The following is a 13,714-nucleotide window of genomic DNA, read 5'->3' on the forward strand; positions in this document are numbered from 1 at the left end:
GTCTGACCTTTTAGAAAAATAAAAATAAAAAAAGACCCATATGGATTCACTTTCATCTATGAGAGAAAGCTAATCAATATGAGTCCTTTTTTGCACATAGGCTAATATTCATTAGTTTTCCCCATAGTCCAGCAATTTAAGGTTGCCGGGTAGAAACTCTCGATCCATATTATCAAGTATATATGAGGTAACATCGTCCGTATTAAATTAGTAGTAGCGTAACATTAACAGAGAACTATCGTCAATAGCTTTTTTTCTTCCGATAGAAATAGACCATATAAGTATGATAAAATGTAACGCAGTGTTATGAAAAAGAGAGGTCGGAAAATGAGTACAAAAATGACGCCACCAGTTGAGAAAAATGAGTTTATAGATGTAGTATTTGAAGATTTAACACATGATGGTGCCGGTGTTGCGAAAGTAAAAGGATATCCTATTTTCGTTAAAAACGGATTACCAGGTGAAGAAGCCCAAATTAAAATTATTAAAGTGAAGAAAAACTTCGCATTCGGTCGTTTAATGAAGCTTCATACAGAGAGCCCATATCGTAAAGATGCAGAGTGCCCAGTGTACAATCAGTGCGGTGGTTGCCAGCTTCAGCACTTAACATATGAAGGGCAATTACAAGCGAAAGAAAAACAAGTACGTGACGTTATGCAGCGCATTGGAGGACTAAGCGATGTTCCTGTGCATCCTGTACTTGGCATGAAGAACCCATGGGTATACCGTAATAAAGCACAAGTACCAATTGGAGAGCGTGAAGGTGGACTTGTAGCTGGTTTCTATCGTCAAGGAACACATGACATCATTAATATGGAATCATGTTTAATTCAAGCAGAAGAGAACGATACATTAATCCAGGAAGTAAAACGTATTTGTGAAAAACATGGTATTTCGGCATACAACGAAGAGCGTAATAAAGGAACACTTCGCCACGTAATGGCTCGTTACGGACAAGTAACAGGGGAAATTATGCTTGTCTTCATTACACGTACAGCAGAATTACCAAACAAAAAAGCAATCATTGAAGAAATTGCTGCGAAATTCCCAGAAGTAAAATCAATTGTTCAAAACGTAAACTCGAAACGTACAAACGTAATCTTCGGAGACAAAACGACAGTACTGTACGGATCAGAATATATTTATGACTTTATCGGCGATATTAAATTTGCGATTTCAGCACGTTCATTCTATCAAGTAAACCCAGAACAAACGAAAGTGTTATACGATAAAACGTTAGAATACGCAAAATTAGATGGAAATGAAACAGTAATTGATGCCTATTGCGGAATTGGATCAATCTCCTTATTCCTAGCGCAAAAAGCAAAAAAAGTGTACGGCGTTGAAATCGTCCCAGAAGCAATCGAAGACGCAAAGCGTAACGCAGCACTTAACAACATGACAAACGCTGAATTTGGCGTAGGAGAAGCAGAAGTAGTCATTCCAAAATGGTACAAAGAAGGCGTAATTGCTGACACGATGGTCGTAGATCCACCGCGTAAAGGTTGTGATGAGGCACTACTTAACACAATCATCGACATGAAACCAAAACGCGTCGTATACGTATCATGTAACCCAGCAACATTAGCACGTGACTTAAAAGTACTAGAAGAAGGCGGATATAAAACGCAGGAAGTACAACCTGTTGATATGTTCCCGCATACGACTCATGTAGAGTGTGTAGCTTGGCTTAAGTTGGTATAATAAAAAGCAGTTGATATAGGAAAATCTATACCATCTGCTTTTTGGTTTATTGAGAGTTTGAAATTGTATTCATAGTGAGAGGATTTGAATTTGAAATGATAGATAATTTTTGGCGTGATTTACCACGACCATTTTTTGTACTTGCACCAATGGAAGATGTGACAGACGTTGTTTTCCGTCACGTAGTAAGTGAGGCTGGTCGTCCAGATGTATTCTTCACAGAGTTCACAAACTCAGATAGCTATTGTCATCCAGAAGGTATGAAAAGCGTACGTGGTCGTTTAATTTTTACAGAAGATGAACAGCCAATGGTGGCACATATTTGGGGAGATAATCCTGAATATTTCCGTCAAATGAGTATTGGTATGGCAGAGTTAGGATTTAAAGGTATTGATATTAATATGGGCTGCCCTGTACCGAACGTAGCATCAAGAGGAAAAGGTAGTGGTCTTATTCTACGTCCAGACGTTGCGGCAGAACTTATTCAAGCTGCAAAAGCAGGCGGACTACCTGTCAGCGTAAAAACAAGACTTGGCTTTAAAGAGTTAAGTGAGTGGGAAGATTGGTTAACGCACATCTTCAAACAAGATATTGCGAACCTTTCTATTCATTTACGCACAAGAGAAGAAATGAGCCAAGTAGATGCGCACTGGGAGCTAATTCCAGAAATTAAAAAATTACGTGATCGTATTGCACCAAATACACTCCTAACGATAAACGGAGACATTCCTGATCGTAAAACTGGGCTGGAACTTGCTGAAAAATACGGTATTGATGGTGTTATGATCGGACGAGGCATCTTCAAAAACCCGTTTGCTTTCGAAAAAGAGCCAAGAGAGCATAGCAGTAAAGAACATTTAGATCTTTTAAGACTACAACTTGATCTTCAAGATCAATATGCAGAAGTATTACCACGCTCTATCACAGGACTACATCGCTTCTTCAAAATTTATGTAAAAGGCTTCCCTGGAGCTGCTGAACTAAGAAATCAATTAATGAGCACGAAATCGACGGATGAAGTGCGTGCATTACTTGATAAGTTTGAGGCGAGTGTGAATGTGGTAGAAGGTAGTGAAACAGTGTAACTTTTGAAAGTTACACTGTTTCATTTTAATTAAGGTGAACCGTATCATAAGTAAGGGAGGTATTCTATGTAAAAGGGGTAAGAAAAGAATACAGGAGAAAAGTGAAAATGGTAGGTTGGTCTTGATTTTCAATGATAGTATCATGTTTATTTTATTATGCCTATAATTGGAGGCCATGTGAATGTTAAGTGATCAGGCGAGATATTCTAGGCTCGCGAATATAACAAAAATAATAAATACAAAATTAGAACTACGTGAAGTATTGCAGCGTGTAACAATGGCGATATCAGAGGAGATTGTTAAGTGCAACGCTGTTGGAATCTATTTACCCCAGGAAGATGGAACATTTAGAGGGTTTGCAGGAAAACCAGAGACAATAAATGGCGTAACGCTCGATACTCAGGTAATTAATCCTGAAATAGACTTACTGGCAAAAGAAGTTATTGAAACCCAAAAAACCATTTATATTCCTGATACATTAAAGGATCATCGACCGGATCCGAGACCAGTTGCTGCGTTCAAAATTAAATCCTTATTAGCTCTACCTATCTCATTTGGGCAAGAGTTATTTGGTCTGGTTTTTTTATTTGATTATGGAATTCCAATGAACTTAACAAATTCAGAAATTCAAAGTGTTGAAGCTTATGTAAATATGGCTGCGGTCGCAATTCAAAACGCAAATAATTTAACACAAAAGGAAAACCTTATTGCCGAGAAGCAGCTGTTACTAAATGTTACTCGTGATTTATCAATGTGTTCCTCGATACAGGAGAGTTTTGATAAATGTTTTTTTTACTTAGGACAGATTTTAGAGAGTAACAGCATGGCAGCCCACCTTTTAGACCCCCTAGACAAAACAACGATTAAAACAACGAAGTTAAGCAAGGACTGTGATTGGACAGAAGTGGATTGGATGGAGAAAAGCTATGAAGCCAAGATTCAAGAGGTTATTCAAACAAAAAATATAGATAGTAAGGGTCTACTGATGATTCCATTGGTTTTAATGGGAGAAGTATTAGGAGTAATCGTCGTTGACAAAGAGGGAAAAGCTCACAATTATGATAATTCCCAAATGCAACTGGCAAAATCTATCGTTGATGCCACAGCGCCCACGTTTTCAAACTTGTTATATATGGATCGACTTGAAAGCATGGTGGAAGAGCGAACGAGAGAACTAGCTGTTGCTAATGAAAAAGTTACAAGTGTGATTGAAAGTATTACGGATGGATTCTTTACTTTAAATAATACATGGGAATTTACGTACGTAAATAAGCATCAATATTTTCCACAAAGAAAAACAGCAAAAGATGTATTAGGCAAGAATATATGGGGAATTTTCCCGAGTAGCATTGACGAAGTCATGTATAAGGAACTTCATCGTGTAATGTCAGAGCGAACTACAGTGTATTTTGAATTTTTTTCTAGCCCTGATGAATATTGGTACGAAGTTATTGCATACCCGTATGATGATGGTATTTCTTGTATTTTTAAAAACATAACGGAAAAAAAGCAATATGAGCAGGAATTGAAAAGGTTATCCAACATAGATTTAATAGGGCAAATGGCAGCTGGTATCAGCCATGAGATTAGAAATCCAATGACAACAGTACGAGGATTTTTGCAGTTATTAAAAGAAGAGCCCACCTATGAGAAACATAATAAGCACTTTAATTTAATGATTGAAGAACTTGACCGTGCCAATTCTATTATTACTGAATTTCTCTCAATGGGTAATACAAGGAAATCGGATTTGCAGATGTTAGATTTAAATTCAATTATCCACGATATTATTCCTTTAATAAAGATTGATACGCATAATCAAAATAAATATATTCAAGTCGATACAAATGACATTCCGGAATTACTTTTAAATCGTAATGAGATACGGCAATTATTAATAAACTTATACCGTAATGGCTTAGAAGCAATGGACACAGAGAAAGTTCTAACCATTAGCACCTACAAAGAAGGTCGAGATTGTGTGGTGCTTGCAGTGCGGGATCAAGGAAAAGGTATCAGGCCTGAAGTATTAGAGAAACTGGGTACGCCATTTTACACGACCAAAGATAATGGGACAGGATTGGGATTAGGTATATGTTATGCCATTGCTGCCCGTCATAATGCAAAAATAGAAATTCAAACAGGATCGGAAGGCACTACCTTTTTTGTTAAATTTAATCATGAAAATAATGAATAATAACCTTATTTAGATTAGTTTTGTTGAACTGTACCACAAATATTCATATTTGAGTTGCATAAAAAAATGGACAAATCTATATTAGGTTTGTCCATTTTCAAGCATGTTAATTAATAGTAAATCCCCATCCGAAGTTTCGTTCAGCATCTTTATAATCAATTAAATAATTCAATATTGATCCCTTCCCATATTCTAGTATCAGTACGATTAAATTGGGGTTAAATGTAAAAACAGGTACCTAAACAGCATATGTTGCTGTTTTAAAATCATCCCCACAACCATTAATCCACTCAAGACTACAAAACCTCCCCCTAAAATGTTAAAGTAGTAACTTAACGACATTCATTTACACATGCTAAAAGCATTAAGATAATCAACATTTCAGGAGGAAACCCAATGGCAATGAGCAACAACGATATATTAAAAAGAGTAAGATACGCTTTAGATATAAAAGATATAGATATGGTAGAAATCTTTGAACTTGGCGGGATGGAAGTAACGAAAGAAGACGTAGTTGATATGCTTACAAAAATAAAAAGAGCGCCTCAGCATGAAGCTGAAAATGATGATGTAATCGAAGATGAGTACGTATTAACATGCGACATGATGATGTTAGAGGCATTTTTAAATGGATTTATTACTTTAAAAAGAGGGAAGCAAGATCCGAAACCAGGACAACCGGCACCTGTACAGAGCAAGGAGAGTGCCAATAACCTTCTTCTAAAGAAAATGAAAATCGCACTATCATTAACGAGTGAGGATGTACTTGATATATTAGATAGCGTAGGTGTTACGGTAACAAAAGGAGAGTTAGGCGCCTTATTAAGAAAGAAAGGACATAAAAATTACAAAGAGTGCGGCGATAGATACGCAAGGAATTTCATTAAAGGATTAGCTGTAAAGTATAGAGGATAGTGAGTCTGTTAAAGCAGCAAATGATATAATAGGTAGAGTAGGACGTTTGTATCCTACTCTTTTTTACTTGTAAAAATAATACACTAGGTGATGAAATGGTACATACATATTTGGGTGAGACAATTCATTTTCATATAACTTATAAAAAGAAAAAGTCTGTACGTCTTTTTGTAGATTCGTACGGAAATGTGGAAGTGCAAGCTCCAAAAGGGACACCTGTTGAATACTTAGTCCAGTTGCTAGAGGAGAAGTGGGATTGGATTCAGACAACCCGTAAGGAAATGCAGGAGCGAGCGCTTGGACCACAGGAAAAGGATTATGATCAAGGAGAGGGCTTTTTGTATTTAGGAAACACGTATCCGATACAGATTTCTCAAGACGCAAGCATTACGCAAGACAATGCAGTGTTTGAGGGAGATAAGCTACATATTTATGTGAAAGAGCTTAAGGATGAGAAAGTACAGCAAGCTTTAAAACGATTTTATTATAAGCAGTGTAAGTCATTAGTAGAGAAGAGTATTAAAGCGCATCAAAGTAATTTCAAAACAAAACCACGCTCTATTCGTATTACAGATAGTAGTCGTACGTGGGGTACTTGTGATTCGAATTTACAACTAACATTCAATTGGAAGCTAGCGATGGCACCACAGCGAGTAATTGATTATGTAGTCGTTCACGAAATGTGCCATATGGTTCATTTAAATCATGATCGCTCTTTTTGGCGTCTTGTCGGGAAGATAATGCCTGATTATAAGGAAATGGAGAACTGGTTAGCGTTATCTAGTTGGAAGATGACGGTTTAATGTTGCGCTTTGTATAGGTTGCAATTATTGTCAATCTTTGTCGGTAAGTCGATATATTTCGAAAATCGCTGATATATTTAGAGTTGCGCCGATATATTTTGAGAATCGCTGATATATTCGGAGTTGCGCCGATATATTTCGAAAACCGCCGATATATTTGGAGTTGCAATCGATATGTTCAATGAAGAGAAAGTAAAAGGAGATGTCATAGCAGACATCTCCTTTTTTCGAGTATATAGATTATCGTCCAAACTTCACAACAAAATCCCCATCCACTTTCTCCATCTCATACCCACGATACCCTTCCGAAAGCAAAGCCTGCTGTCCACTAGCATCACTCATCGGAACGCTCTTAATATCCGTCCAATCTCGTTTTTTAACTCCGCGCAATTCCTTCACAAAAACATACCGCATACTACCACCATACTTCTCCTTCAATGCAGCAATCTCCATCCCTTGTGCAAACTTATCTTTTAAACTCGGAATGTTAAAAGGTGCAACGGTGCAGCAAACGTAATCGTATTTGCTGTCTTCTTTTTGTAATTCATCCATGATGACTGTGGCTAATATTTTTTGCATACCATTTCCTCGGCAGCTTGGATGAACGTTTGAGATTTCTTGATAGATGACGCGATGTAGTTCGCTTTCTGCTATGCCAATATCAAGCCCTAAATGTTCATCATCGATAGGAGGGACGAGTAGAGCGCGAAATGCGATGAGTTCGTTTTCGATAAAAGCACCGATCATCATGCCATTTCCTTCTAGAATATATTGAAATTCTTCTTGTGAGAGTGGTTGTAAACGACTTTTATCTTCTAGTGCTTCAACTACGATGTTTTGTAGTGATAAAATTTGTTCGATGTGCTCTAGTGATAGTAATGTAACATGAAATGATTCGTTATTTTGTTTTAATGTTCCTTCGTATAGAACCGTCATATGATAGTCCTCCTTTAGCGTACAACGTCTTGAAAGACGGTTAGTTCTTGTAATGTATCTTCGTTTATTTCAATGCCGAGTCCTGGCTTTTCGTTTAAGCGAATAAATGGTACGTCGTAATGTAAGTTTCCGATGTCTTTCGTGAACTTTAATGGACCTGTAAGTTCAACGCTCGTAATGATTTTTTTCGAGAAAGCGACATGGAATCCTGCGGAAGAGGCAATAGATGATTCGACCATGGATCCAACTTGGCATTCAATGCCTGCCATTTCAGCTTGATGAGCGAGTTTTACAGCGGGATATATGCCGCCGCATTTCATTAGTTTTATATTCACTTTATCAGCCGCGTCTAGTTTTATAATTTGGCGCATTTCACGAGAGCCCTTTAATCCCTCATCAATCATAAGCGGAAGGTCTGTTTTAGAACGAATGTGAGCCATTGCGTCAATATCATCCGCTATAACAGGCTGTTCAATCCAGTCGATGTTTAAATGACCTAATGAACGAAGTGCCGTTAATGTGTTTGCGCTATTTTTCCACCCTTGGTTTACATCAACGCGAATCGCGATATCATTTCCTACACGTTCACGTACTGCTTCAATTCGTTTTACATCTTCTTTGACATTTGTACCGACTTTCATTTTGTAAGATTGGTAACCTTTCTGAATCATAGAAGCAGCTTCTTCAGCCATTTCTTCTGGATCTGCGATACTTAAGACGTGAGTGACAGGGAATTCTTTATGGTAGCGCCCGCCAATTAATTGATATACAGGTTGATTTAATTTTTTGCCCATTATATCAAAACAAGCAATATCTATTGCGGCCTTCGCAGTAGGCACACCGTAAATTGTATTGTCCATCATATCGTGTATTTTCTCGATATTCATTGGATTTTGTCCGATGAGAGCAGGTGCTAGCGTATGTTTTAAAGTATGGAAAGTACTTTCCCATGATTCGCCTGTAACGTGATCATCAGCAACGCCTTCACCGTAACCGATAATGCCTTCATCTGTTTCCATATTTACGATAATAGAAGGCATATCAGAATAAGAACCATAACTAATAATAAACGGATCGCGAAGCGGTAAACGAATTGCATAAAGGTGAATAGCGGTAATTTTCATTGAATAAAGACCCCTTCCTGTTTACAATGGTTTTGTACATTTGATATAGTTGACGTTAAATAGTCGTTAATTAATGATAAGGAGTTAGAGAAAATGATGATAAAAATTGCAGTTGTCGGTTCAAAAGAGTTTATGGAGACACTTTTACCTGTTGCTCATAAACTAGAAGAAATAGAGATTGATCCATATATTTACCTTCATCCTGCAGAATCTTCTGAACTATTAAAGCGTTTAAAGCCTTGTGATGTCATCTTTTTCTCAGGTGCTTTACCTTATTATATGGCAAAAGAAATAAGAGAACAATTACGAATTCCAAGTACGTACTTACAGCAAGACGAGACAACTGTCGTATCTTCCATTCTTTCTGTCATGTATCACCAAGGGATTCAACCACATAAAATTTCAATTGATTTAGTAGACCGCTCATTTATTATAAATGTGTTCCAAGATATCGGTATAAAAGAAAGTCCACAAGTGTTTGATTATGAAAATATGCTGTGGAGTAAAGATGAAATAAAGAGAGTTATTGATTTTCATGTAACTAAATATCAATCTGGAGAGGCTCATTTAGCTTTAACTAGCATTCACGCTGTCTATGATGAACTTCAAAAAATAGATATTCCTTCAGAGCGTATGATAGATCCGAAGCAATCCATTATACATGGGTTAAAAGATGCGAAAATAAAAGCTGAGTTAGCAAAAAGCCATTCAGCTACTGTTGGTGCTTGTATGATTTCTTCTTTAGAATTACGAGAAGGTATGCTTGAGCAATTAGATGTCATTTCAAAAGAACTACGTGGCTCATTTAAAAAAGTTGATGAAATGACGTTCATTTTGTATACGACTCGTGGTGATATTGAATCGATTATAAAAACAAATATGATAAATAATTTATTTGCGAGTATAGAAGGAACGATAGCTATTGGATTTGGTTACGGAAAAACTGTGAAGGAAGCAGAGCAAAATGCTAAAATCGCTCAAGGTTTCGCGGAGAATAATCCAATAGACCACTGTTTTTATATACTAACAAGTGATAAAGAACTATTTGGGCCGTTCCCGAAAGAACAGAGAGTACAAAGCTTGAAGAATGAAAACCCAGAACTAATGAAAATAGCGAAGGAAACGAAACTTAGTCCAGCAAACTTATCCAAAATTATTCAATTTAGTCAATCACATCCGTCATTAAAGTTTACAGCAGCGGACCTTTCTGAATACTTACAAGTGACTCGGCGATCAACAGAAAGATTATTAAAGAAACTAGTTGATTATGGGTATGTTCATATTTGCGGCGAGGAAATGCCTTATCAACAAGGGCGCCCTCGCGCACTATATGAACTGAATTTACCGTTATCTTTAAGCTTCTAATTGAGCTTTTTGTTTTTTTAGTAGTTCCGCTTTTTCAATGTCAGATAGTTTCGTAATTGTGAGACCAGTTATACCGTAAATAATCGAGATAATAGGTACGATGAAATTTAATATAGCATAAGGAGCATATTCAAATGCACCAACTCCAAGTGTTGCGAGTATGAATACACCACATGTATTCCAAGGTACAAAAACAGAAGTTAATGTTCCACCATCTTCTAATGCTCTGGATAAATTTTTAGAATGTAGTCCTTTTTCTGTGTATGCATTTGCGTACATTCTTGAAGGAACAACAATCGAAATATATTGTTCAGAGCAAGTAAGGTTTGTTGCAAAGCAAGATGCGATAGTAGAAGCGATAAGTCCTTTTGCTGATGTCGCTAATTTTAAAATTTGATTTACAATTGAGCGAAGAATACCTGTATGTTCTAGTACTCCTCCGAAAGTCATAGCGACAATTGTCATAGAGACTGTATTCATCATCGAATCTAAGCCACCGCGGTTAAATAGTTCGTCTACTAGTTTATTTCCAGTGTCTATAACAAATCCAGCTTGGAGTGCACCGACAGATGCGGAGACAGAACCACCTTGAATAAAGACTTGTGATAAAAATCCTAAAATAATACCTACGAGAATAGCTGGTATAGCAGGAACTTTTTTAGCAACCAATACCATAACGACTACAGGTATAATTAATAGAAAAGGTGAGATAACAAAGTTTTGCTGCAATACTTGTAATGTTTGTTCGATACTTTTGGCATCAATATTGTTAGCGCCGAAGCTTCTTCCTAAGAACGCATAAACGATAAGAGTAATAATTAAACCTGGAATTGTAGTAAATAACATATGACGAATGTGTGTGAATAAATCTGTATTTGTTAATCCTGCGGCTAAGTTTGTTGTGTCTGAAAGCGGTGACATTTTATCGCCGAAATAAGAACCGGAAATGATAGCACCGGCAACCATTGGAGCTGGGATTCCCATACTTAGGCCAATTCCCATTCCTGCAACACCAATTGTTCCCATTGTAGACCAAGAGCTACCAATAGCTAATGCAACAATAGAACAAATAATTGTAATTGAAACTAAAAATAGTGATGGAGTTAATAGATTTAAACCGTAATAAATCATTGTTGCGACAATTCCACCGCCAATCCAAGCACCGATCGTTAGACCTACTAGGATAATGATAACGATAGCGGGTAATGCGAGGCGAATTCCTTTATACATTGCTTCTTCAATGTCGTTCCATTTGTAACCGTAACGCCAAGCGACGATAGAAGCAACGGTTGTACCGATAATAAGTGGGACGTGAGGGCTTTGTTTTAATACAACAATTGTAACCATCATAACTGCAACTGTAATGATAATAGGGATCATGGCTACACCAAAAGGTATTTCTTTTTTCATAAATGTCCTCCTTGTTATGTATGTTTGTTTGTATTTTTAGAATTGTCGTAAAATAGACGTTTATTAGGTTATGATAACTAAAAATATATGTAAGCGTCAACATAAAAGACAGAAAATAATTAATATTCTAGTTGTTTGTGTAGTTTGTAATATAGATGTAGAGTAAGCTTTTTAAGTGTTTAAAAATAAATAATTGACTTTTTTCTTAAAATTCAATATGTTCATAAAAACATCTGTTTTTCATAAGTATAATTAACCTGAATGGTTTTGGAATTTGGGAAGGAGAATGTAGCTTTGAAAACATTAGAACTACAAGAGCGTTTAACTGAAATTTTTCAGCATTTACATGAAAACCCTGAAGTGAGTTGGAAAGAGTATGAAACGACAGCGTATATTACTAACTTTTTAAAAGAAGAAGGAATTTCATATAAAATATTTGATGATTGTCCAGGCGTGATTGCTGAAATTGGAAGCGGAAATCCAGTTATTGCGATTCGTGCTGATATGGATGCACTTTGGCAAGAAGTGAATGGAGAATTTAAGGCGAATCATTCGTGTGGTCACGATGCTCATATGACGATTGTAATGGGGCTTATTTTACAATTAAAGAATATGAGATGGAAAAGCGGTACGGTTCGATTTATTTTTCAGCCGGCAGAAGAGAAAGGGAATGGAGCTTTAAAAATGGTAGAGAAAGGTGCTGTGGATGATGCGGATTTCCTATTCGGTGTTCATTTGCGCCCAATTGAAGAACTATCTTTGAAACAAGCTGCCCCATCAATTCGTCACGGAGCAGCAGGATTTTTAGAGGGTACGATTCACGGAGAAGATGCACATGGAGCACGCCCACATCAAGGGATAAATGCGATTGATGTTATTTCCATGATTAATATTGGTTTGAAAAACATATGGCTACCACCGCAAAGTTCCTATTCAGTAAAGATGACGAGGTGCCAAGCTGGTGGTGATAATTTGAATATTATTCCAGGTAACGGTCATTTTAGTTTAGATGTAAGAGCAGAGAATAATACACTATTAGAAGAGTTAAAGAAAAAGATAGAGCATGTCATAGAATCAGCTGCATCGATGGGATCGAAAACTTCATATGAGTGGATTGATCTCGCACCAGGAGCTGAAGTTTCAGAAGAAGCTGAGCGATTTATGCGTAAAGGTATTCTTGAAGTGTATGGGGAAGATAAATGTACGGGACCACTTTATACGACAGGAAGCGATGATTTCCATTACTACACAGTGAAGAGACCACATTTAAAAGCTGTCATGCTTGGATTAGGAGCAGACCTACAACCTGGATTACACCATCCGTATATGAAGTTTGATCATAGTTGTATTATGGATGGGGTAGAAATATTAAAACAAACTGTATTGAAAGTGTTAGAAGACAGGGGCTAGAGAGCTCCTGTCTTTTTGTAGGAACTTTTCGGTAAGTCGATATATTCAAAAATCGCCTGCATAATTTCACGTATCAATAAATTCGATAAAAAGTTGCTCTCCAGTACATGGTGTATAATAATAAGTACCATTTCTTAATAGGAGAAAATCAATGAACGAACAATATTATGATGCAGTTTTAAATATAAAAACAGTCGGTGAGCAAAAAGGATTTAACAAATCTATGCATTATCACCGATATGAACCGACGCCATATAGCGGATTAGATGAGTTATTGAATCAATATGAAATAAGAAGTAGTGACCGAATGGTAGACTTTGGATGCGGAAAAGGACGATTAAACTTTTATATGCACCATAAGTGTGGTGCTTCAGCGATTGGAATTGAAATGAATGAAGAGTTTTATAAAGAAGCGTTGGATAATCTTGAACGCTATGCACGAAAGGTAAGAAACAGTAAAGACAAAATTGGGTTTGAATGCTGTTTAGCACAGGAATATGAAATTGATCCACGTGATAACCGATTTTACTTCTTTAATCCATTTTCTGTACAAGTGTTTATGAATGTAGTAAATAACATTTTACTTTCGGTAGAAGAATTGGAAAGAGAAGTGGATATTATTTTATACTACCCTTCTGAAGATTATGTTTTCTTTTTGGAGAATCAGACTGCGTTTGAATTGAAGAGAGAAGTTAGATTGCCAGGAGCTTATGAGAAGAATGGGAATGAGAGATTTTTAGTTTATACATTAGGGTAATAAAAAAA

Annotated in this window: 11 protein-coding genes and 1 riboswitch; of the genes, 8 read left to right on the plus strand and 3 right to left on the minus strand. The window is 36.7% G+C overall.

The window, feature by feature from the left end:
- Positions 1–104 precede the first annotated feature (104 nt).
- A riboswitch (purine riboswitch) is annotated at positions 105–206 on the minus strand.
- A 121-nt stretch (positions 207–327) separates the two neighbouring features.
- From rlmD to DN390_RS19560, 5 genes are all read left to right on the plus strand, one after another.
- A complete protein-coding gene (gene rlmD, locus DN390_RS19540) occupies positions 328–1,704 on the plus strand; it encodes a 23S rRNA (uracil(1939)-C(5))-methyltransferase RlmD (RefSeq protein WP_147808152.1) in 1,377 nt (458 codons plus the stop codon).
- Positions 1,705–1,799: 95 nt separating this feature from the next.
- On the plus strand, positions 1,800–2,789 hold the full coding sequence (locus DN390_RS19545) for a tRNA dihydrouridine synthase (RefSeq protein ID WP_147808153.1): 990 nt from the start codon (positions 1,800–1,802) through the stop codon (positions 2,787–2,789).
- A 181-nt stretch (positions 2,790–2,970) separates the two neighbouring features.
- Entirely contained in the window at positions 2,971–4,986 is a 2,016-nt protein-coding gene (locus DN390_RS19550) for a GAF domain-containing sensor histidine kinase (RefSeq protein ID WP_147808154.1), read from the plus strand.
- A 396-nt stretch (positions 4,987–5,382) separates the two neighbouring features.
- Positions 5,383–5,901 carry a YehS family protein gene (locus tag DN390_RS19555; RefSeq protein WP_147808155.1) on the plus strand — a complete coding sequence of 173 codons (519 nt, stop codon included), beginning with the start codon at positions 5,383–5,385 and terminating at the stop codon, positions 5,899–5,901.
- A gap of 95 nt (positions 5,902–5,996) precedes the next feature.
- Entirely contained in the window at positions 5,997–6,704 is a 708-nt protein-coding gene (locus DN390_RS19560; protein ID WP_060629345.1) for a M48 family metallopeptidase, read from the plus strand.
- A 240-nt stretch (positions 6,705–6,944) separates the two neighbouring features.
- Here the strand turns inward: DN390_RS19560 and DN390_RS19565 are convergent, their stop codons facing one another.
- Positions 6,945–7,640 (minus strand): GNAT family N-acetyltransferase, encoded by a 696-nt coding sequence (locus DN390_RS19565; protein WP_147808156.1) that lies wholly within the window; start codon positions 7,638–7,640, stop codon positions 6,945–6,947.
- A gap of 14 nt (positions 7,641–7,654) precedes the next feature.
- Positions 7,655–8,764, minus strand: a complete 1,110-nt coding sequence (locus DN390_RS19570; protein ID WP_147808157.1) for a mandelate racemase/muconate lactonizing enzyme family protein — start codon at positions 8,762–8,764, stop codon at positions 7,655–7,657.
- Positions 8,765–8,857: 93 nt separating this feature from the next.
- Between DN390_RS19570 and DN390_RS19575 the strand changes: the two genes are divergently transcribed.
- Positions 8,858–10,129 carry a transcriptional regulator gene (locus DN390_RS19575; protein ID WP_098198943.1) on the plus strand — a complete coding sequence of 424 codons (1,272 nt, stop codon included), beginning with the start codon at positions 8,858–8,860 and terminating at the stop codon, positions 10,127–10,129.
- Here DN390_RS19575 and nhaC read toward each other — a convergent pair.
- Positions 10,118–11,539: a Na+/H+ antiporter NhaC gene (gene nhaC, locus DN390_RS19580; RefSeq protein ID WP_000711543.1), complete on the minus strand. Its 1,422-nt coding sequence runs from the start codon at positions 11,537–11,539 to the stop codon at positions 10,118–10,120. The two genes, DN390_RS19575 and nhaC, sit on opposite strands and share 12 nt — an antisense overlap.
- A gap of 294 nt (positions 11,540–11,833) precedes the next feature.
- Here nhaC and DN390_RS19585 point away from each other — a divergent pair, with 294 nt between their 5' ends.
- Together DN390_RS19585 and DN390_RS19590 are read left to right on the plus strand one after the other, a co-directional pair.
- Positions 11,834–12,949 carry a M20 peptidase aminoacylase family protein gene (locus DN390_RS19585; protein ID WP_000853526.1) on the plus strand — a complete coding sequence of 372 codons (1,116 nt, stop codon included), beginning with the start codon at positions 11,834–11,836 and terminating at the stop codon, positions 12,947–12,949.
- 151 nt (positions 12,950–13,100) lie between these two features.
- Positions 13,101–13,706: an SAM-dependent methyltransferase gene (locus tag DN390_RS19590; protein ID WP_147808158.1), complete on the plus strand. Its 606-nt coding sequence runs from the start codon at positions 13,101–13,103 to the stop codon at positions 13,704–13,706.
- Positions 13,707–13,714: the final 8 nt, after the last annotated feature.

This window comes from Bacillus sp. SH7-1 (genome assembly GCF_008042405.1).
Lineage (GTDB): Bacteria > Bacillota > Bacilli > Bacillales > Bacillaceae_G > Bacillus_A > Bacillus_A thuringiensis_N.